Below are 24,908 nucleotides of genomic sequence, written 5' to 3' on the forward strand. Positions count from 1 at the left end.
CTACGCTGTTATGTTGAGAAGGTGCTCTGATTTCTTCAAAGCTGCATTCAATTCTTCCACTAAAGACAAATCATCGTCCTCGCGTCTGTCACCGTGATATGCATCACTAGAAAGTTGCGACCACAAGTATTCAGACAATTTAGCAATCGTTGGGTAGCGAAAGATAATAGAAGGCGAAATGTCCATAGTCAGTTCAGTCGATAACCCCTTGAAATACTGTATTGAATTGATGGAGTCCAATCCCAAACTAGCAAGGCTTTCATCGACAGGAATGACGTCCAGTTCGATGATGTCTGCCAATTTCTCACTAAGATGTGCAACCATCCTCTCTCTGTTTTGCGCTATCTGCGGCTTGCTGTTCACTTTACTTGCTATTTGTTCATTACCGTTTGTGTTAACCATGTCTTCGCTCCCCGTTTGGTGGCGCATAAACTGAACATAATCATTGAAAAACGGCAGTTTATGTATCAGTTCATTAACCTGAGAAAACGTATCCCAATTAACATGAAACACCGTACTGGAGCTAATCGACCGCGAGAGTATCGCCTCTAAAACGCTAAGCCCTGTTTCAGTTGGCAACATATGAATACCTACGGCATCCATAAAGGCCTTGTGATCATGCTCTACAGCCATACCCACTTCATCCCAATCGCTCCAATGAATCAGCTGAATAGGCTGCTTTCTCAAACGACGAGCTTCGGCCAATGCATCTAGCGCAGCGTTGGAAGTGGCATAAGCACTTAAGCCATTAACCTGCATACCTTCTATCGCAGATGTAGATGAAAACATGCAAAAATAACGCACTGGATCTTTCGCCGTTATTCTGTCGAGCGCGTATCCACCGAAGAATTTAGAACCTAGTACATCAATGAGCGTTTCTTCGCGCATTTGGTTGAGCGGAATCGCCTCAGTAGTAACGCCTGCTAGATGGAATATCCCAGTAATCGGATTGTTGAAATGTGCTCTAGCACTTGCAAAGCTCGCCATACACAACTCGACCTGATGCAGATCCGCCTGTATATAATGCAGCTTAATACCACGTTGCTGATATTTCTGAATCAACTTTTCAATAGTAATGGGGCTTTCAAGAGCAGGGTGATGTAGCCTTGAGGTGCTCGGTTTCCTGCCAATCACAGCGAGTTCTGTCACACCCTTATCCATCAACCAGTGGATAAGCTTAAGGCCAAGCCCGCCAAAGCCGCCAGTAATCACCATACAACCAGATGCATCAAAGTTTGCTAGAGTTTGGTCAATTTCAATTGGCATTAAACGTTGAACAAGGCGCTTATTCCCTTCGAATTGGACGTGTGTTTCATTGCTTTGCGCAGCCATTTCATTAATAACTCGCTGTTGCATGTTCTTATCTAAGCTGTCTACCTGAATGATAGATACTTGAAATTCTGGGAATTCATAGCGAAGAAAACTGAAATACTTGGCGAGCAACGTTTGAACTGGATCTACTCCCTGCTTATTCACTACGGACAAAAACGTAGCCTGAATAGGAGCATCAACTAATTCATTGGTTAAAAACTCGACCCAACGATGCAGCTTATGGGTTTCCCAAGCCACATGCTCCACCAAAGTGGTACTGTCACAATTCTCAAAATCAATTGCCGATGGCACGTATACAAGCCCATCCCATGCCCCCTCACAGATTTGTTCCCGCAAGAGGTCAAAGTTCAAGCGATCTTTTGATATTATGATATCTCCATCTCCACTATCAGACGGACTAACATCACCTGTAATCAAACAACGACAAAGCTCCGTGTCAGCCCATTTCGCCTGCTCAAGGACTGTTGTTGACTCCGACACAACCAACAGCCGCCTTAACCGATTGGGCAATATTGAAGAGGACTGTGCCATTTCTTGCCACTGCACATCGAACATGCCTTCTCTCAATACTGTTTCTGCGCTGATGCGTTGTACATCCGGGAGCTTATGAACCTCGGCACTTTTAGAGGAAGGACTTCCAGCCCAATAACGCTTTCTATCAAATGGGTAAGTTGGTAGAGGTGCGCAGCCAATATTCTGTGTGTAAAACTGAGCCCAGGGAATATCGGCACCATTGACCCACAGTTGGGCGAGCTTGTCGAATCGACCCTTGTTTATCAAGGTGTTAACATAGCCCCTGTCTTCTTCGCCACTTAAATCAAGACGAAAACCTTGCTTTTTATTCGCCGAAGACTCGAACCAATCAGCCGATAAGGATTCTTCTTGCTTGGCAAATGCCTTCAATATGGCACAGGCTTGCGCTTTACTCTCCGCGATGACTGCCAACCGATATACAAAAGGCGCCCTACGAGTTTGTAAGGTATGGGCGATGCTTTCGAGGCTCCAACGACTATTCGTTTGATCGTCCAACCAATTGGATAAGTTGTCTGCCATCTTTAACAACGACTCTCTAGTTTGAGCTGAAAGGGGAATAAGTAAGCCACCCTCAGCACTAGGATGAGACTCTATGGCATGGCATTCAGGTGCCTCGCCAACAATCACATGTACATTCACTCCACCAGCGCCAAATGAACTGATACCGGCGTAACGAGGACATGGTTCACCTTGCGCCGATTTAGGTTGTGCCCAGTGAGAAGAAGAGGACTGCACGACAAACGCGGTGTTGTTAAAGTCAATATTTGGATTTGGTCTGTCATGCAATAAAGATGGTACAAGAGTTTTGTGTTGAAGTTGCAAAACCGTTTTGCTTAGTTGCGCAATCCCAGCAGCCGCTTCACCGTGGCCAATATTAGATTTTACTGAGCCAATAGCACAATATTGCAGTTTGTCCGTATCACGGGAATAGACATCCATTAACCCTTGAATTTCCACTGGATCACCCAGTTCAGTGCCCGTGCCATGGGCTTCAACATAACTGATTTGATCTGCACTGATTCCAGCTTGTCCAAGAGCAGCCTCGATGGCTTTCGACTGGGCAATTGGGTTAGGCACCGTATAACCCTGTGTCTTCCCATCGTGGCTAATGCCAGTCCCCTTGATAACGGCTAGAACCTCATCACCGTCAGACACCGCCCTGGCATATGGCTTAAGCAATACTGCACCGACCCCCTCACTGGGTACATAACCGTCACCGTTGGCCGCAAAAGCATGACAGCGTCCATCACTTGCTGCAAAGCCCGTCGCACACAATGTAATGTACTTACTGGGGTGCAAAGACAGATTAACACCACCAGCAAGCGCCATTTCACATTCCCCACGTTTAAGGCTCTCACAAGCTTGATGAATGGCGAGTAAAGACGATGAACAAGCGGTATCTAGAGTAAAGCTAGGGCCAGTGAAGTTCAGGAAATAGGACACTCGGTTTGCAATTGAGAACGTCTGAGAGTTGGCCAAATAAGCCTGAGAATCAGCGGCTTCAGCCATAATTAACTGGTAATTATTGAATGTTGCGCCAGCAAATACACCGACATTTCTCGCATCACGTTGCCAATTGGGCCCAATTTGCCCAGCACTCTCCATGCATTCCCAAGCCGCTTCAAGAAAGATGCGCTCCTGAGGATCCATATAACGAGCATCCTGTGGCGACAGTTTGAAAAACGCAGCATCAAATTTATCTGCGTTGTCTATAAACCCTCCCCATTTACAGTAGATTTTACCTGGCGCTCCCTTTTCAGCATCATAGAACTCAGAGTAGTCAAACCTCTCTTTTGGGATCTCCTGAATTGCATCCCTTCCCTCAAGTAAATTCTGCCAAAACGTATCTAAGTTGCTTGCTTGTGGATATCGGCCGCTCATCCCGATAATGGCGATATCATCATCTTTTGGCAACGATGAACTTTCTGAAACAGTGTGCTCTTGTACAACCTCAGGCTCAGTTTTTATCTGGTCCATTTTTAGCTCTGACTGCGCTGGCGCTTCCTTGGGTTTCGAAAAGTCATGACTGAGGCTTTTAGCCAGAGAAGATAAGTGTTTGTGTTTGAAGAACAAGGTACTGTCTGTGTTCCCTGTTATGGCTGCGATTCGCTTATTTAACGTCGCGATAATGATTGAATCTAAGCCTAACTCCTCAAAGTCTTTTTCAGGTTCAATCCGGTGTAGTGGAATTTTGGTCTCTTCTGAGATCATTTCTCTCAAAACGTCCAATGTATTCTTGTACAAGTTTTTATCGACCTGAGTCACCTCAGTAGGCTTTGATTTCGCTGCAATTGGCGAAGAGATACTTTCCTCCTTCACCACATTGAGGTTATCCTCTGTTCGCGACATAAACCAATAGCGCTCTCCAGAAAATGGATAGGTAGGCAAACGCACACGATGTGGGGTAATAGAGCGATGCAGCTGGCCCCATTCCACTGGTTGACCTAGAGTCCAACGTTCTATGAGTTGCGCGCCAACTTCAGGCTCGCGCCATTTTTCCAACCACTGTTGCATACTAGCGTCATTCGCATCGTAACGATAATCGTCGAGTTTGCCCTGCGCCTCTCCACGATAAACCTCAACAGGTTGACCTATAAGGCACGATTGCAAAGTACGTATTAATTCGGTTTTAGAGTACGTCACAAACCCTAAACGATATTTCATCGACTCTCGGCCTACCTGAAGGGTATACGCTATCTCAGCCAACGATGCCTTAGTATCTGTTTGCACAAAGTGTAAAAGGTCTTGGATTCTTGCGTTAAGGCTATTTTCTGTTTTTGCTGATAAGGCAATAAGTTGAACACCAGATTGGGTATCAAACTCTTGACGTATTTCCGCCTCAGTGACGGTATGCTCTTCTAGTACAACGTGGGCATAAACACCAGAAAATCCAAACGAGCTTACCCCTGCTCGCCTAGGATGAGAAGCTACCGCAGGCCATGGAATTGTCTCACGGTTGATGTAGAGCGCTGAATTGTCTAACTCAATATAAGGGTTCTTTTCCCTAAACGCTGGCATGGCAGGAATGACCTGATGGCGCAACTGCTGCACAGCCTTGATAACACCCAATATACCTGCAGAGCCTTCTGTATGCCCGACATGCGCCTTAGCTGAGCCCAGAGCACAGAAACCTGTATTCGAAGTAAACTCCTGAAACGCTTGGGTTAACGCAGACACTTCAATAGGATCACCTAATTTGGTGCCTGTACCGTGAGCTTCGATATAACCAATCGTGGCAGGATCAATGTCGGCGTTTTTCCAAGCGCTGGTAATCACATTTTTCTCACCAGAAACGCTAGGTGCCGTAATTGAAGGGGTGAATCCTCCGTGTAATGCCGCTGACCCTTTAATAACCGCATAAACTTGATCGCCATCTTTTATCGCTTTATCAAGTGGCTTAAGCAGAAGGCTAGCAATTGCTTCACCAGGCGCATAGCCATCTGCTCTAGAATCGAAACTGTGGCTACGTCCTGTTGGAGAAAGCGCTCCTATGCTTGAGAAATAGCGATAATGATGAGAAGACAGCAGTACATTCACACCGCCAACAAACGCCATTTCACACTCATTTCGTTGTAGTGCATGACAGGCTTCATGTAAGGCAACAAGCGAAGCAGAACATGCCGTATTAAACGACAAACTTGGCCCGGTTAGATTGAGCAAGAAAGACACTCGGTTTGCAATCACCGTTAGTGCTGTACCCACGCCTTGATGGGGGTTTATAGGTCCACTTTGCTCAGCGATCACATCCATATAGTCATGAGAACAAACACCAACAAAAATCCCTGTTTTGCTACCGCGAATATCTTTGATACGACCAGCATCTTCTCCACAACGATACACACTTTGCAATAGCAAACGCATCTGAGGATCCATCCATTCTGCTTCTTTAGGGGAGATATTGAAAAACTCCGCATCAAACCGATCAACATCGTCGATAAAGCTGCCCCATTTACAATAGGTTTTATCCTCAACATCTCGGTCTTCACTAAACCAAGGGCGATAATCCCAGTGATCTTTGGGAATTTCTTCCATTAAATCTTTTCCCGTGCGGATCATCTCCCAAAACCCCTCTACTGAATCAGATTGGGGAAAAGTGCCATCCATCCCGATGATCGCAATATCCTGATATTGGCCTGGCTTGCTCTTCTTGCCTCCTTGCGCTGCAAGGTTTTGTTGTGGTACCTCGACCTGCACTTCGTCCTTAATCAATTCAGACTTAGGATGAACGGTCGGCGACTCAATATTGGGATCTGAACTTTGCGCCGAAAAGTACCTGCTGAGCGTGTCTAAATGGTTCTGATCGAGATATTCCGCAAGTGCCACTATAGTTGGGTATTCAAAAAATACCGTTGGCATTAGATCCAGCTGATACTTTTGATTCAAATCGCGAATAAAGTCCATTAATACGATAGAGTCAAACCCATACTGGCTAAGCTCTGCATCTAACTCGATCTTGTCTTGCTCAAGACCTATGGTTGTCGAGACCTCTTCTAGCAAAAGTTTTCGTATGTCGTGCAAACTGATTTCGATAGGCATACTGGATTGCGGATTTCTCTGGCGCTCAATGGCCAAATTCGATGGCTTAGCTAGGTTTTCAGGTACCTTCTCAGACACGTTTGCCAAAGGCTGGTTAATTCCGACAAATGTTTTCATTTTATCTTTATTACCATGCAGAACTACCACTTGGTCATGTCCTGAGTAGAAGCTTTGATAGAAAGCGGACAGCCCATCTAGTGTTGGCATAGGCATCCCTCCTAGTGTTTGTCTCATCAAATCTTGTTGAGTATCACTAAGTCGCATGCCTCCTTCTTTCCATAATGGCCAGTTAATTGACAATGTACGGCCACAGCGATTGCCTTCTTCTACCAACGCATTGCGCCAACGCGAAAAAGAGTCCATAAAAGCATTGCCAGCGGCATAGTCTGCTTGACCAGGGTTACCGAAAACCGCACTCACGGAAGAAAATAGAACGATAAAATCCAATTTATAGGTTTTCGTCAGTAGATCGAGATTGTAGGTACCCGCTACTTTCGCCGCTAATACTTGTTGCAGGCCGCATGGTGTTTTTTTACCAATGGCTTGATCCGAGTTCATCCCTGCACTATGAATAATTCCGTCCAAGCTGGGGAGCTGACTGAACACTGAACTCAACTGTTCCCTGTCTGCCACATCGGCTTGAACATAAGTCACTCTATGACGCCACGCTTGCGGTAAACTATTTTGCTCACTATCCCAAGCGTCTTTTGTTGACCTACCAATGACTATCACTCTGGCATCGGAAGTCCTTTGCAAAATTTCTCGAGCAAAAATCAACCCAAGGCCTCCAGAACCACCAGTAATCACATAAGTTCCGTGATGTTTAAAGGGAGACTGAGGCGCGTCCTGCTGAGTCAGCACTTGCTGCCACTCTAGTACTCGCTTACTTCCGTGATGGAACTTCACTATCTTAGCGGGTAAAGATTTGCTGGCCTCTACAAGTTGTTGCGCTAACGCTATCGCACCTGTATGGGGTGATGTGACTATGATTTGACCACTAATCTGTGGATGCTCCAAAGAAACGGTTTTAAGAAAAGCGGCTATCCCTTCAAGGATCTGCCCTTCGGATGTGTCTGGAACCACCACTTGCAATAACACTTTGCGATCGGGGCGTTGATTAATCATGGATTGCACATGATCTAAGCAAGCCAAAGTGTAATGCTCGTATCTCAGCGCTATATCCCTTTCGGGTAAGGATTGAGCTAAGCACAGCGTTCCTGGCAATTGAGCCATGAGGTCCGAGGCAGCTGCCGGTGATCGGTCAAAAAGGAAAACATCCTTATGATCAAAGGTTTGTACTTGAGAAGAAAAACTAGCTTCTCGCCATAACGTAGTGAGTAACAGATTCTCACCCTGGCCTTGTGAAGACAGTCCTTGCGAGACACTGTCAGGTGCATCGGAGTGAAGTCGCCTGAAAGAGAAGCCTTCCAAGACGACACTGATATGGCCGTCTGCATCTATCAGGTCCACATCCAACTTAACCACATTTCCACCATTGCGATTATTCTTCGCATAACGAACTCGGGCGTACATGTGCTGGGTACACGGGCCGTAGATACAAATCGACTCGAGTGCAAAAGGAAGTGAAGCCACACCTGAGTGTGCTTTATGATCAACGATAAGTAGGCAAGCCGCTTGTAGTGCGCTCTCCATCATACTTGGATGCAGGACGTATTCGTGTTGGCTGGAGGACACGACATTGGGTAAAGCCAGCGCGGCCAGAATTTCATTTTGACCTCGGCTCAACGCTGTCACGCCTCTATAGCTCGAACCATGGACAATACCCACTTGCCTGAAAGACTCGTAGAATGCTTCCATATCAAGGTCTAGTGGCGTCAATGTTGCCAATTTCTCTACCACATTCAGCATATCTGGCTGACGCTCAGTAGTGATTAAAACTCGCCCCTGACAGTGGAGGGTTTTAGTGTCGTGACTCAGACTGGAAATTTCAAAGTGAAAAACGTGCTCTTCATTTTGAACTGGCTTTAGTGTTACGTTAAGTTGCATTGCGGCATCAACAATCACAGGCTGAATCCACACTACATTTTCTAGTTTAATGGCACCATTTTTATCCTGACATGCGTGTTCAAATGCGGCGCGAACCCACTCAAGATGTGCGACACCAGGCAGGGTAATGTGTCCCTCAACTCGATGATCAGAAAGAAAGAATTCCTGACCGGTAAAGTTAGAGTTGTAACTATACGCACCCTCTGCACTGACGGCACTATGAAGAAGTGGATGCAAATGGGTTAGCTGCGCGTTTGAATGAGTTTCAACTTGAGGTTTAGGCTGAGGTACCACATGAGACCGGACATCTTCCGCCTGACGCCAATAACGCTCTTTGGCAAATGGGTAGGTTGGCACTGACATGCGCAATGGAGCGTAGTCTTGATAAAGTAAGGACCAATCGACATGACCTCCAGATAACCAGAGCTGTGCTAGTTTTTTCCACTGCTGTTTAAGTAACCATTTTTGCATCATGTCTTGTGCATCGTCTTCGGCTAGAAACAGTGCCATATGCTCCGATGGATGTTTACTATCAGCTACTGGATAATCGCTAGAGTTTGACTCAACAAAGCGAGTCAATTTTTCAATCAACTCTTCTGCACTACCCACCGCAAAGGCTATTCGGTAACGCAAAGCTTCACGTCCTATTTGCAGTGTGTGGGCAAATCTCTGCAGGTTATCATTGTGCACTTCTCCACGACGGACAAACTCCAACATCCTTTGCCCATACTCTTTTAAACGTTCATCATTTGCCGCCGAAAGTACAAAGAGAACCTCTTGATGTGGGTTGAATGTTTCATGCACGAAAGAGGGCTGGGGATAATCTTCGACCACTAAGTGGACATTGGTGCCACTATGCCCGAAGGAATTGATTGCCGCCATCCGAGGCTTGCCAGGCTCAGCTACCCAAGATCTTGTTTTATCCACCACATTAAACGCCGAACCTTCCAATTCAATTAATGGATTGAGAGTATCGAAGTGTATCAGTCCAGGAAGCTGATTGTGCTTCATAGACAACAGTACCTTTATAAGACCAATCACTCCGGCCGCAGCAGAAGTATGCCCGATATGGTCTTTGGCACTGCCTAAGCCACAAAAGTTCTGGGTATCGGTAAATTGGCTAAAAGCTCGGACTAACGCATTGGCTTCTACCGGATCGCCAAGGCGTGTCCCTGTACCATGCAACTCAGCATAGCTAATATCTGCCGGATCAATATTGTAGTTTTGGTAGATATTAGTGATCAGCTCTTCCTGGGAAGCACCATTTGGCGCGATGATGCCATTACTGGCCCCATCTTGGTTGATACCAGAGGCTTTTATCACACCATAGATATTGTCTCGGTTAGTAATCGCGTCTTCTAGCCGTTTAAGGACCACCATACCCACCCCTTCCGATAACACAGTGCCGTCGCCCGATGCATCGAGTGTGTGACAACGTCCTCTGGGAGAGAGCATCTCTATCGCCGATGTGCTCACGAGCGCTTCACGATCCAAGCCAGCATGAACCCCACCAGCAAGTGCCATATCAGATTCTCGATTTCGCAAACTTTCACAGGCAAGATGTAGCGCCACACCAGATGAAGAGCAACCCGTATTGACCACAAACGCTGGTCCTTTCAGATTTAAATAATAGGACAGGCGTGATGCGGTTAGGGCTTCTGACGCTCCAGTGAAATTGGTTGCGCCATACCGTACAGGCTCGGCCCCAACAAAAATACCCACTTTCCTATCTGATAAGGTTTTAGGGTTATAACCTGCATCTTCCAGGCTTTTCCAACTTTCCTGAAGAATAAGACGTTGGTTCTGATTCATAGACTCCGCATCTTTTGGCGAAAGAGAGAAAAACAAAGGATCAAAACACGCGCGATCTTTCAGTACCCCACCCCATTTACAGTAAGATTTTCCTGGTTGTTTGGTTTCGCTGTAGTCCCTCTCACGATCAAGATATTCATGTGGCAGCTCCGTCACCCCATCATGCCCATCGATCAGGTTTTGCCAAAACTGATGGACATCCTCTGCTTCCGGGAATTGCCCAGAAATACCGATAACCGCAATATCAGTATCTCGACTCAAAGTCTTCGGCGATTTTTCGGTGATCGGCGTCTGGTGTTCACCCTTGTCGATAAGTGCAGGAGTAGGCTCAGGAGCTTGAGTAAGAGGAGCTTGCTGCTCCGGTTTAACCAGCTCGTTGACTGGCTGCACTGGACTTGCGTCTACTGGAACAAGTGTAGAAGTAACCAGCAGAGCATTAACCTCAGCGCTATGATTTTGCAAAATATGCGTGGAAAGTCGTTCAACGGTAGAGTGGTCAAAGATAATTGCCGTGTTAAGAGAAATCGCCAATGACTCCTTGAGACGATTAATAAAATTCACACCCAAGATAGAATCCACCCCATAGTCAGCAAAAGGGACATCTTTCTGAATAGTGTCCACTTCCACTTTCAATGCTTCAGCCAGAGCGCTCTTTACATAGGCTTCTACATCTGAAATAGAGACATCAACTTGGCTAGCTGACGCAGTGCTTTCAGGTTCACGCTTAGGCTGACTTTCAACACCAACCTCTAAGGTGATATCTACCTTTTTCGCGGATAATTGAACCTCTGACTGCTGGCGAATAATCCCGTCACTTTCCGCCACTAATACCTGCTGACCCAAACGTTCGGCTTTAGGCTCTGGGATATACGCCTCACCGAAGCCTTCCTGATTAAGAACTGAACGCCAAGTATCAGTATCAATAAGTGGTGAACCTGGAATTCGAAGTGCATCGTCTTCAAAACGCCACCACCCATCAAGCAAGCCAAATGTAAGAGTGCCTAACAAGGTTTTTTCAATCAATTCATTGATAAGAAGAATGCCATTTTTCTTCATCGCAACCTTAGCATTTCTCAACGTATCTCGAATATTTTTGGTCGCATGGAGAACGTTGGTTGCTATGACAATATCGTAGCACCCACTCTCTATATCTTGTGACTCTGTTGGGTGCTCAATATTCCACAACCGAGTCGTTAGGAACGGATACTGCTGACCGTATTCTGTCTTGCCATGAATAAGAAACGCATTAGAAATGTCTGTATAACAATACTCTTGGATATTTTCTTTAAGATCAGCAAGGTGTGATAACACAAAGGACGTCGTGCCACCCGTCCCCGCTCCGATCTCTATAATTCGCACCTTAGTATGGGGACGCTGTTCTATAAGCAGCTCTATGTAGGCTCTCGCGGTTTCTGCTACCTGCGAATTAAAATAGTCCGCTCGCTCGTTATGTTTGTAGAGGTTTTCAACTTTTTCCATAGAGCCGTTGGGAAACATCACGTCTGTCGCAGCACGGCTACCACGTAAGATATCTGGCAAATGTCTCAGACACTCATCAATCAAGTGCACTACGGCTTTCGTTTGAGGATTGTCCAGGTAGGCCGATTTACGTGTTTCCCATGCTTCTAGATAGGCTTGTTCTGACTCAATACCGTCAAATATGAGATTATCAGAAAGGCGGACATAACCATTTTGATGTTGTACGAAATTCCACTGTTGCAGAACTGAGAGACAACATTCCTCCCACCACCTAGCGTACCTGTCATGCACCCCAGCTTTGAGGCGCAGTTCTTCAACCTGACCGGATGAATTACTAGAGGACGTGAATATGCCAAGGCGTCGAACTTGAAGCAACAGATACTTGGATGCCCATTGTTCCAACTCCTCAAGGGGGTTGGCTTTTAAAAGAATATCAGATGGAAACGTCTTCATGATGTTTTTTCCTTCAAATGAGCAAAGAGAGATGGGTTAGTGTGCGACGAAAGATAACTGGTCTCGGACTCATTTATCCCCATCATTTCATGTAAAGCCTGAGATGCAGGCATGCAAAGCAAACGTTGTTCACCACCTTGCTGTAGTTGTTGAATAAATTGATCAAAAAACTGAACGCCGACCGTATCCTCAATCAGACCAAACCTAGCTGCTAAAGCGGCTTCGAAAGGTGTACCTTTCACTGTTTGTAGCCAATAGCCCCAGTTGATGATACCGATAGGAAAACGACTCTGACGACCTTGTTCAATGGCAATAGAGTCAGCCGCGGTGATTCCAGCCGCGTAGCCAACACTGTCTTTCGCAGAGAGAAATGAGAAGGCCTGCACCGACGAGAAATAGCAAAGGAAATCTAGAGATTCGTCTTGCAGAGCGAGATAGAAATTATGGCTACCAGAGATCTTCACATCGATGATATCCACGAAATCTTGTTCTGTGGTACTGGTAATAGAGTTCTCGGGGTGAAACACCAAGCTAGAGAAAATAGCACCATTGATCGCCGAGTATTTCGCCTTCACTCTGGCAATCGCTTTACCAAGTGATGCCTGATCAGTGACATCCGCTTGTACATACCAAGGCGCGTTAGTCTTATATTGGTTTAACTTATTCAAAACGCTCGGATCATTTTCCGCTGAACGCCCTAACCACACCACTTGAGCTTGGTAGGCGTCGATTAAATAGCGAGTCATGATCTGACCCACTGTCCCAGAACCTCCAGCGATAAGATAAACACCACCGGTTTTCAAACCACCTGAGCCTTCTTGAGGTTTCCAAAGCCATTTCGTATAAGACTGCTGGTATCGACGTCCGGCGCTGTACTTAATCACAGCGCCCCTATCCGAAGCTGGCTCATCGAGTATCATGGACAGGGCTCGATGACGCCCGAGTTTATGGCTAAGATCCTTGGAAGACAGCTGAATCACTCGAACTCTAAACCTATGATCGGCTTGCGCCAAAGCATAACCAACGCCTGCTAGGCCGCCGCCTCTATTGGCGTTAGAATTAACTGTGGGCAAGTTATCGTCTTGAATGAGAACAAAACAATCCACCGAACCTTGGCTATGGTTTTGAATGGTTTTAACCAAACGCAGCAGTTGAATTTCGTTTTGTGCAAGTTCATTAATCTGCTTTTCATCCTCCCGCATGACTCGTGCCGAATCACCAGCAATAAAGAAAAGACAATCTGGAGTCGGGTTCTCCTCAAGAAACCGCTGAAGCGCATTAGAATCATTGCTATCTAGAACCCATTGCGTTGCGGAGTGCTTCTTGGTTACCTGCCCCAAACGTACTTGCACGACGCTAGCACCCGGGTAGGTCTTCTCACATTGGGCAGCCATGTCTTGTGCGAGTACTTGTTCAGCTTCCGGATAAAGGATCAGAGCGCGTTTAAATGCATGAGTTGGCGAATTGGCTTGTAACTCAGGTGCTTCATTCCACACCATACGATAGGTGGCTTCATCCCAAGACGTTTTCGCCTTAAATGGTACGACAACAGGTTCAGAGACTGACTCTTGTACCGCTGGTAACAAATGCTTAGGTTCCTTCACCTCACCTTCTGGTGTCCAATAACGATCACGAGCAAACGGATAGACTGGCAAACTCATTCGATAAGGTATGTCATCGGCATAGAGTTTACGCCAATCCAACTCTAAGCCTTTCACCCATAGATCGAGTAATTGAGGGTATTTCTTATTCAATAGCCATTGATTGATGGTTGTCTGTAGATCGGCATCGCTAACAAACAGGGCTACCGTCTCATCATTCCTTTTCGCTTGCCCCTGCCACAGACCTTCTATATCAGCTTCTTCCGCCAACCACGCTTTCAGCTTCTGTGATAGTTGTTCAAGCGAATTGGCTAGAATACCAAGCCGTACTTCCATTTCCTCTCTGCCTACTTGGAGCGTATACGCCATGTCCCGCATTGAAGCCATCGGTGTACGGTCAGTGAACGCTAAAAGATTGTCAGCAAGTTCGCGCAACCGAATTGGGTTCTTAGCCGACAGTAGGAACACATGCTCAGTGCTCTCAGCTGTCGCGTGAGCTTGAAGCTCTCGCGAATGATCGACGTATTCTTCAACAATCAGGTGGGCATTGGAACCACCAGCACCGAAAGAGGATAATCCAGCTATGCGAGGAATAGCCTCACCATCTACGATAGGGTTGTCCCAATCAGTTAAGGTTTGATTGACCACAAACGGAGTGCGCTCAAAGTTGATATTCGGATTAAGGACCTCTGAATGTAATGATGGCGCAAGTTTCTTATGCTTCATTTGCAGCAGAACCTTGGTCAACCCTGCAATACCTGCGGCCGATTCACCATGACCAATATTCGACTTTACAGAGCCAATCGCGCAAAAACCTGTATCCTGATTAGCACCGCCGAACGCCTTACTTAAGCCCGCAATTTCTATGGGATCGCCCAGTTTGGTTCCAGTTCCATGAGCTTCAACATAGCTGATGTGGCGCGGTTGGATGACTGAGTCGGCCAAAACCCTATTTATCACCGCAGCTTGGGCTTGTGGATTTGGCACCGTATAACCATTCGTTTTACCGCCGTGATTTAAGGCACTACCTTTGATAACGCCGTAGATATGGTCTTTGTCTCTTTGAGCATCAGAGAGTCGCTTCAATATCACCACGCCTACTCCTTCACCCGGGATATAACCATCTCCCCCTTCACCAAAACTTTGGCAACGACCGTCAGTTGAAATAAATTGCGCGGCACTGAGCATCAGGTATTTGTTTGGATGAATAGTCACATTAACCCCACCTGCAATGGCCATATGGGTACGCTTCAGTTTTAAGTCCTGACAGGCCAAGTGAATCGCAGTGAGCGAAGATGAGCACATGGTATCTAATGTCATGCTAGGACCGTGCAGGTTAAACGTGTACGACACGCGGTTAGCGATGCTGGCAAGACTGCCAGAAAAGCCCATTCTATTACCTCGCATACTGGCTTCAGCACCAAACAACTGATATTCACCATACATAACGCCTGCATACACGCCAACCTGCCCAGGAAGATCTAGCTCATCGGCCGTCTGCAACCCAGCACGAGTGTAACCTGCATCTTCTACTGCCATCCAAGCGTGTTGGAGAAATAGACGTTCTTGAGGATCGGTATACTCAGCTTCCCTCGGTGAAATATTGAAAAATAATGGGTCAAATTCATCCACACCATCGATAAACCCACCCCACTTACTGCGATGGTTGCCGATCTCATTGTTGTTTTCGACGTAATAATCACGCCAGTCCCAACGTGATTCCGGAACTTGAGTAATGCAGTCTTTGCCCTGACTTAAATTGCTCCAGAAATCATCGAGATTGTAAGCCTGAGGATATCTACCGCTTAATCCAACAATGGCAATAGGCTCATCTTCGATAACCGAGGCAGAGCGGGACACATTTGGCGACTTGAACGCGGTATTATTGAGCTTCACTGATGATGCGGACTCAACTCTAGTGTCCGATAACCCCATGGTTGAAGGCTTTTTCTCTGGCGTCGTTTCTTTCACCTGGTCTTGCTCCACAGGCGTTAATAACTCCGATAATTTGTCGAGATGAGAGGCAATAAAATACTCTGCCAGTTCATTCAGAGTTTGATACTCAAACAGCAGTGTTTTTGACAAGGGACCAAAGGTTTTCTCTAGTTGGTTGGTCAAGTTCACCGCGAGTATAGAGTCAATACCAAACTGCTCCATAGACGCCTTAGCGTCGATTCGGTGCGGTGGTAACTTTAGTAAGGAAGAGAATTCTTTACGCAGTAAGTCTTGCGTCATTTGTAACCAGTCATTCGATGTCTCTGACGTTGGCAAGGTCTTTTCGTTTGTCTCAATCACACTTTGTGACGGCACATACTCAGATAACAAAGTGCTACGCATCTTTTGTACATCGCCAGCCATAACCCAAACTTGGCTTTCTTTCAGTGCAAGTGCTTGCTGAAAGGCATTCAATCCCACTTCTGTCTGCAAAGCAGATAAGCCCGTCGCTTGACGTAAGCTATCTTGTACCGATTGCTCTGCTTTCATGCCCCCTTCCGACCATAAAGGCCAGTTAATCGACATGGTTCTTCCGTACCGTTTACCAGTCTCAACCATCTGATTTCGGTAAATCGCAAACTGGTCCATAAAACCATTCGCCGCCGCATAATCAACCTGACCAATGCTACCGATTACCGAGACTTGTGAAGAAAACAACACCATAAAGTCCAGTTCAAGATGACGGCTAGCTTTGTCTAAGTTCCAAGTACCGGCAATCTTTGGCGCCAACACATCTAAAAACTCCGGTCCGGTTTTATGCAGTAAAAACTTGTCATCTGTGATGCCAGCACAGTGCAGAACCCCATCCAATCGACCATAGTTTTGCTCAATGTGTTGTATCAAATTAGCAACCTGTGGTTCATCTCTAATATCTAGCGGTAGATAATCAACATTACCTGCTGACAGAAGCTCTAACCCTGCACGTGCTCCAAGCTCAGACCGCCCAGTGAGGACCACCCTCGCGTTAGGCGCTTTGCTAACAATATCCTTGGCGAATATCGTACCAATAGCTCCAAGGCCACCCGTGATAAGATAAACTCCATCCTCTTTAAAGTGCATCGCTTGATTGGATAATTCAGTGGTGCGCTCCTGCCAACGCAATAGCTGTCGGTTATTGCCTTGGTAGCGAATCACAGACTGGCCAGACAAACCAAGGTTTTCCTTGAGCTGACTAGCAAGACGACTCGTGTTATTTATCGCATCAGACACGATGAGTTGAGTTTCGATAGAAGGCTTCTCTAGGTTTACAGATTTCAGCAAACCAGAGAGTCCAATAGTGAGGCTATCGGCTAGCTTATCTGACACCACTAGCTGAACTAACGCCCGGCTCTTCGATTGCCCCATGAAAAGAGTTTGAATAAACTCAAAGCATGCCACAGAACAATGGTTGTATTGTTCAGCCAAATCTCTACCTACCGCTGGGATATGTCGGCATTGGCTGCCGGACATCTTCGCCTCTAGCATGGCACAGCCAGTTTCATTCTCTCCACACACCAGCACATAATGCTCATCTGGTACGAAAGAGTTATCTGGAGCTGGATGAGATTCCCAGACTGGCACCGCTATCAAGTGATTGGTTTGGTCCGTATTGGTGCTAGCTGTATTTTCAGAAAACGTCCTAAAAGACAGCCCTTGGATCTGCACGCAAACCTTATCATCTTTATCGAACAAGTCGATATCCAACTTTTGTACAGTGCTCGTTGCGGAGTTATTCGGTGAATACTTAACCCAAGCCCTCATTGTCGGGCTGCACGGTGATAAAATTCTTAGTGCTTCCAAAGAGAAAGGTAATGACGTTTTAGCCGATACCTCAGACATATCCGAAATCAAACTGATGCATGATTGTATCGCACTGTCCATCAGGCTAGGGTGAAGCTCAAATGCCTCTTGACCTGTAGCCACGACAGACGGTACAGATAACTGGGCCAAGCCATCACTTTGGCCAGTTTGTAGCGAAACGATACCTCTATGCGCAGGCCCGTAAACCACTCCAGCATTTGCAAAGCCAGCATACAATTGGTCTACATCGACAGAACTGCTCTGTGATAAGTGTTGAGATGGAGCTACATTCTGCGCCAACGCATCCGTAGGCTCGATGAAAACCACATTACCCTGGCAATGTATTACCTTCTCCTCAGCATCGAAACTAAACACATCACAGCCAAATTGGCTTCGGTTTTCTGCGGCCTCAACAGGATACAGGGAGATAGATACATCCTTTGGTGTATCCACCATCAACGGCTTGGACCAAACGATACCCTGTAGTTCTATCGCAGCAGACATGCACTCCTCCGGTAGTGCCTGCCTCACTGCCTCTCGCATCATTTCCAAATACGCCACCGCAGGAAGGATTTTTTGCCCTTTTACTATATGGTCTTTTAAGAAGAATTCTTCACCAGTTAAGGTCGTGGTAAAGCGAGCCTGAGCCAATGTGGATACATTACGATGTAACAGCGGGTGAAGCGCAGAGCTCTGCAGCTGAGGCACAACTGAAACTTTGTTGTGCTGAGGGGCTTCGATTGCTTCGACCCAATGACGCTCACGAGCAAAAGGATAGGATGGCAGTGGAATACGGCGAGATTTACCAATCAACAAGTCTCGGAAATTAAGCTCGTACCCTTGTGTATAAAGATCTGCAACAACGCCCAAATGTTCGAAATAAGTCGAGTTAGGGCTGGCAACATTGCAATCTTTAATGCACTGATTGCCATAATTCTTAAGTGCAGTTTGTTCACGCACCTTGCCTTCCGGCAGCTCGCCATTATAGATACGGTTGGTAAATACCTGACTCTCAATCTTATTCAACCAGTTTTCCATCAGCTCTATCAGATTATCTCGGTCAGTGGCAATGAAGGCAACGCGGTGCTCAAGGTGCATACGGCCGACAAATAATGTAAAGCTCATATCATTCATAGACACGTGCAATGATCGCTTACAAAAATCCAATAAGTTAGTGACTTGTTGTGTTAGCTGATCTTTTGTACGCGCAGACAGTACCTGCAAATAATAAGGGGCTTCATCGGCAGTAGCTTGTTGATTCGGACCTTCTTCGAGAACAAGGTGAGCATTGGTTCCGCTAATACCAAATGAGCTCACTGCGCCACGGCGAGGTTGACCTTTTACACTAGGCCATGGTTCAAGCTCAGTTGCTGGGTAAAAAGGACTCGACGGGAAATCTATCCCTGGGTTAGCCTGTTTAAAATTCAGCGATGCGGGAATTTGCTTTTCTTTCAGAGCCATCAGGGTTTTTAGCACGCCTGCAATACCCGCTGCCAACGTTGCGTGACCAATATTGGTCTTCACTGAACCTATCGCACAAAATTGCTTCTTGTCGGTATATCGGCGGAAAGATTGAGTCAAAGCGCTGAACTCAACTGGGTCGCCCAGAGGCGTACCAGTACCATGAGCTTCGATTAACTGGATAGTCTCAGGGTTAATGCCAAATTTTTCATAAACCGAGCTTTCTAAATTTTGCTGAGATTGTCCACTAGGCGCAGTGATTCCGTTAGTACGCCCGTCTTGGTTAGTTCCACTACCAGCAATCACTCCGTGTATGGTGTCGCCTTCACGTAACGCATCTTTAAGGCGCTTTAGCACCACAACACCAACGCCTTCTCCTGGCACTGTCCCATTTGCTTGGGAATCAAAGGCTCGACAAACCCCATCTGGCGATAGAATGCCAGCACGGTTAGAGGCCTGGTATAACAGAGGTGTGAACATCATGAACACTCCACCCGCTAGAGCCATTTCTGTTTCCCCAGACCAAAGGCTTTGGCAAGCTAAGTGAATTGAAACCAGAGAGCTGGAGCAAGCAGTATCTACAGCCATTGCAGGCCCACGTAGATTGAGATAGTAAGCGATTCTTGCCGGAATCACAGAGCCTGCATTGCCCCAGAAAGACTGAGCAGGCAAGTTACCTGAAAAGAACTCGGTATAATCCGAGCTACTACAACCAGCAAAGACCCCACAACGCTTTTCATCCATTTCCTTTCCAGCATAACCGGCATGCTCAAGGGCGGCCCAGCACTCTTCTAAGAAAAGTCGCTGCTGGGGATCCATATACATAGCTTCCAAAGGCGAAATACGGAAGAATTCTGGATCAAACAGATCGAATGAATCGACAAAGCTGCCCTTGGTGCAATAATCACTCAGTGTGCTGTCAGGATCTACACAATCCTTTCTGTCCCACCGAGTCGATTCTCGAGTGAGATCCTTAGAATTTTTCAAATTCTCCCAAAAAGCATCTAAAGACTCCGATTCAGCAAAGCGTCCACTCATACCAACAATCGCAATTGGCTCACGGCTCGTGTTGCCATCTGAGGCAAGGCTAGCTGACTCAACGTCATCGGATTGTTGAGGTTCCATCTCACCTTTGGATTGACTATGGTTGGATGACGTTGTCAGCGAAGATTGCTCGTCAGCAAGTTGGAGCCAAGCGCTGATATGTTCGCCCCAAGTGGTACAAACGTACTCGCTAAGCTTTGCAATCGAGCTGTAATTAAACAGATCATTCGTGACAAGTTTTATCTGCAGCAGAGTATTGATGGTCTGCACCAACTCGACGCCAAGAATTGAATCTATACCAAAATCAGCAAAGGACGCATCGTAATCAATACGGTGTTGTTCGATGTCTAATGTTGAGGACAACTTCTCAACAATTACTTTTTGTACATGCTCTACCACTCTCTGTTCACCAAACGACGTCGGTGACATCGCCGTAGAATTAGGTTCTAGATGTTGTGATACCTTCCGATCTTGAAATTGCGACAACTCCTCTTGCAAGCGACCATGGTTAGGAAACTGACTGTGTAATGTGTTCGCCATATTCTTAGTACTCTCTAATGCTATGGATGAACGAGCATCAGCATCCTGTTTGCTGTCCATGAGGCCTGTCATTGGCTCATACTCAAAGTGAAATTGAATGGGGTTAAACGCTCGCCATTGATTTAGCTCCGCTAATGTACCTGGGAAAATAGCGGCATTTTCCCCTTGCTTTGTTTGATACCAGGCCGAACACCCCGTCGAAAACGAGCTGGTTTGATTTCTCTCCTGAACAAATGCGCGAAATTTTTCAACTTCCGCTTCTTTCACTTCAAAAGCAGCAATTTGATTGTTCTCACAGTACTGGATCATCTCTACAAACAGTTCACAGCTATGTTCGTAAATTGCTGTAATTGACGTAGCATTGGTGCCTGAGTTGGCCGCTGACGCTAGGAACAAATTCGGGAATTGTGCAACAAAATGCCCAGCGTAGTTTTTCGGAAATTCTCCATAATATTCTTCTAGAGTCAATCGCTTACGCCCACAAATAGGAATGGTTGGTCTAAAGTCATTCAAATCATAGCCTGTCGCTAACAATATGATGTCGAATTCTTCAACCTCTTCAGCGGTGGCTACTCCAGTTTTTGTGAAACCAGTAATAGCGGCGGTTTTTAACTCCACATTTTGGGCGCGGATCTGACGATGATAGTCATGTGACATGCAAGGACGACTACAACCAGGTGAATAATCCGGCACCATATCGATGTCACGTAGCCACTGATAGAAAGATAGCCATTCTTCATCCAGATTATGAGTGAAATATTTGTCCAGCTGAGAGTCCGGATGAAAAGGATTTAACTCCACAGGGTCATTGGATACCCAATAAAAATCATCGGCCAAAGATAGGTATTCATTTCTTTGCTTTAGCCAAAATTGATAGTCACCGCTGAGTTTCTTCTGAGTCTGTGGCGCATATTTGGCTCTAGGGTAAATAAATTTAGGCGAGCGGGCGTAGACCACTAGCTTATCAGCCAACGGCTGTAGCGTTTCCACAAGCTGGATCTGGGTTGTGCCATTCCCGATCACAGCAACCCGTTTACCAGTGAAGTCCCATTTTTCTGCATCACAATCCAGTACGTGCATTAGGGGCCCCTCAAAGTTATCCATTCCTGGAATATTTGGAATGTTTCTGCTGTGACCAAGACCCTCATTTGCCGCATGAATGTAGTATTTTGTTTCTATGCTCTCCCCAGTATCCAAAGCAATTTGCCAATGTTTCTCGTCTTCCCGCCAGGTCGCCTCTTGAATCTTGGTGTTGAAGCTAATATGGGAATACAAATTATATTTTGTCGCGATCGATTGCAGGTAAGCTAAGATCTCAGGCTGCTTCGCCCACATATCACCTTTAAAGTGTTCGAAAGAGTAAGCGTAAGCCAACATTGGGATATCGCAGCCGCAGCCCGGCCAACGGTTAACCAGCCAAACACCACCAACATCTTCATTTTTTTCAATAATTCTAAATGGGATACCCGCTTTTTTTAGAGACACGGCCATGCATATACCAAATAGACCTGCTCCGCCAATCACCACCAAAGGCGCTTGTTTTGAAGTTTTCATTGGTTTTTTCTCAAAACCATCCTGTAGCAAGGGATACGTTTCGCCCTTAAACGGATAGGTCGGTAGACTAACTCGCTTCGGCAAGTCAGCCCCATAAGCCTGGGCCCAGGGAACGTTAGATCCCATCACCCAAGCACCAACAAGCTCAGGCCATGATTTCTTGTCTAGCCATTGTTCGATACGCATCTTCGAACTTTGGTCTAGCGAATCTTGTCGTGTGTTTTTCCGTTTCACTACACCTAGGAAAAGCTCCGCATTGCCTGCCTTACTTTCAATCCATGCACTTAGCTTCCGTTCCAATTCCTGAACAGATTCCACGACCAACCCCAGACGATAGGCCAAAGGAGCCCTACCGATTTGCAGGGTGAAAGCAATCTCTTCTAGAGTGCAAACATCATCGGATGTACTTGTATTTAAGCTTTGGACAAACTGCCGTAACTCTTCAGCCTTGATACGCAATTGTTCCTGCGTAGAGGCCGATAATAAGATGGCCGCTGGTTGACGATTCTTAGCTGGCAAGGGCGAAGCATCAAACACTTTACTTGGAAGGTGTTCCTCAATGACCACATGAGCATTGGTGCCACTACGGCCAAATGAGCTCACCGCCCCAGTTAGCGGCTTGTCGGTTCTTCTTTTCCACTCAGTGAGCGTCTTATTGATGTATAGCGACTGATATGTCTGCTCAAAATGTGGATTTTCATTTTCACAGTGTAAGCTTGCTGGAATCTGGCTGTGGCGAATGCTTTCAAGCAAGCTGACCACGCTGACTAGGCCTGAAGCGGCCATGGTATGCCCTACATTACTCTTATTGCTTGTGATAGCACATTGAGAGTTGTCCGCAGACTGACTACTTTGCTGCTTACTCATCGAGCTAAAAGCTTGGTGCAATGCATTAATTTCAATTGGGTCGCCCAACTTAGTGCCAGTACCATGTGCAACAATATGGCCGATATCTGCCACGTTTATCTGATGTTGCGTATAAATTTGTTCGATAAGGGCAGCTTGTCTTGCCCCATTAGGCGCAGTGACACCATTGGTTTTACCATCAAAATTCACACCGCTGGCTTTCACTACACCGCGAACTGGATATTTGTGAGCAGTTGCAATTGAGAGTGGTGTAAGCAGCAAAGCGACCACTGCCTCACCCACGACAATGCCATCCGCGTGCTCGGAAAAGCTTTGGCACTGACCATCAGCCGATAACATACCCGCCTGACTCATGGTGACAAAACTATCTGCGAGTAATGACAAGGAGATCCCCGCAACCAACGCCATTTCACATTCACCCTGCTGTAGACTAGTGATGGCCTGATGGAAAGCCACCAATCCAGATGAACAAGCCGTATTGGTCACGATGGCCGGGCCTTGTAGATCTAGGAAATACGATAGTCGTGAAGCTATCATTGCACTACCACCAGTGGTGATGCCTCTCCAACCATGGCGCATGTCGTACTGGCTTTCTTCCATGCCAACAAATACGGCGGTATTGGACCCTCTAATAGACTGTGGAGATAGGCCGGCATTTTCAATGGCTCGGTAGCACTCCATCAGTAATAGCCGCTGAGCTGGGTCCATACTTTGCGCTTCTCGAGGTGAGACATCAAAGAACAGAGCATCAAACGCTTCAATATCCTTGATAAAACCACCTTTATTTGTCGCAATTTGATTGCTCGTGTTTCCAGGAGCAGTGAAAAAGTCTCGCCAATTCCAACGTGCATCTGGCACCTCGGTAATGGCATGCTTACCTTCGACAAGTAAAGACCAAAATTCGTCTACTGAATCTGCCTGGGGGAAACGACCAGATACGCCGACAATAGCAATAGGGCCGATTTCCGTTTTACCTTTGGTTTCAATCACAGAGTTCAACGGAGACTCTGACTGACTTGGCACTGAAGTAGCGGTTTCTCCACTCTGCGTACTGACCATAGTTTTAAATACGCTGGCATCTCGCTCAAATAGGTGTCGAGCGAGCTTATTAATTGTTGGATGGGAAAAAAACGCCGAAGGTGGAACTTTGATTGAGAAGCTTTCTTCAAGGCGACGGGATAAACGCGCAAGCCCTATAGAATCAAAACCAAACTCACTGAGAACAGCGTCGGGATCCAGCTCAGATTCTGGAATATCAGACAAGTTACTGCAAATGTTCAACAGTTTTTCTACAAGTGCAAGAGAGACATCTTCACCGTAGGAGCTCTGTACCGCCTTATTATTTAAGGCAATAGCTGCAGAGTCGTGATTTGAGTTCGTATACTCGACTTTTTCAGAGGTTTCGACGTACTTATCGGTCAACACCGATGGCTCATCGAGACGCAGTACTTTGCGAAGTCGCTTCTCATCGCCAACGAACACCCCTAAATGCGATTTATCTGCAGCGAGCGCGGCTTCAAACAAACGAAAACCTAGCGCCGATTGCAACATAGTTTGCCCAGTACTAGATAAGTAAAGTTCAAGGGCCTGTTGTTGCGCTGTGCCAGTTTCACCTGCTGGCCCCATCGCTCCTTCTTCCCACAAAGGCCAGTCAATGGCAATGGTTTTTCCATTGCGTTTACCTTGAGACACCAGACTGTTGCGATGTTGCGCATACGCATTTAGGAAGCGATTTCCCATGCTATAACTGCACCCACCCATATCACCGATAAGTGCAGAAATAGAAGAAAAGTAACACACATAAACCAAGGGATCTTTCGATGTTAATGTATCTAATATCTCAGTGGCTGAAGACTTAACCTGCAAATCATTTGCGAATTCATCGACATCAACATCTTGTATTGAATTGCTTTC

Annotated in this window: 2 protein-coding genes (1 of these 2 cut by a window edge); both read right to left on the reverse strand. The window is 46.3% G+C overall.

Features of this window, described 5'->3' with window-relative positions; genetic code table 11:
* Window positions 1-12,153 carry an SDR family NAD(P)-dependent oxidoreductase gene (locus tag M9194_RS10145; RefSeq protein WP_250612526.1) on the reverse strand — a complete coding sequence of 4,051 codons (12,153 nt, stop codon included), beginning with the start codon at window positions 12,151-12,153 and terminating at the stop codon, window positions 1-3.
* Window positions 12,150-24,908: the 3' portion of an SDR family NAD(P)-dependent oxidoreductase gene (locus M9194_RS10150; RefSeq protein ID WP_250612527.1), read on the reverse strand. It continues 7,755 nt past the right edge of the window; 12,759 of the gene's 20,514 nt are visible here — the last part of the coding sequence; its start codon lies off the right edge, out of view; its stop codon occupies window positions 12,150-12,152. The genes M9194_RS10145 and M9194_RS10150 overlap by 4 nt, the downstream gene beginning before the upstream one ends.

The sequence above is a fragment of the Vibrio sinus genome (assembly GCF_023634645.1).
In the GTDB taxonomy this organism is placed as follows: Bacteria; Pseudomonadota; Gammaproteobacteria; order Enterobacterales; family Vibrionaceae; genus Vibrio; species Vibrio sinus.

Excerpts from the sequence above, each read along its gene's own strand:
- M9194_RS10145 (WP_250612526.1), bottom strand. The coding sequence starts at position 12,153 with ATGAAGACGTTTCCATCTGATATTCTTTTAAAAGCCAACCCCCTTGAG.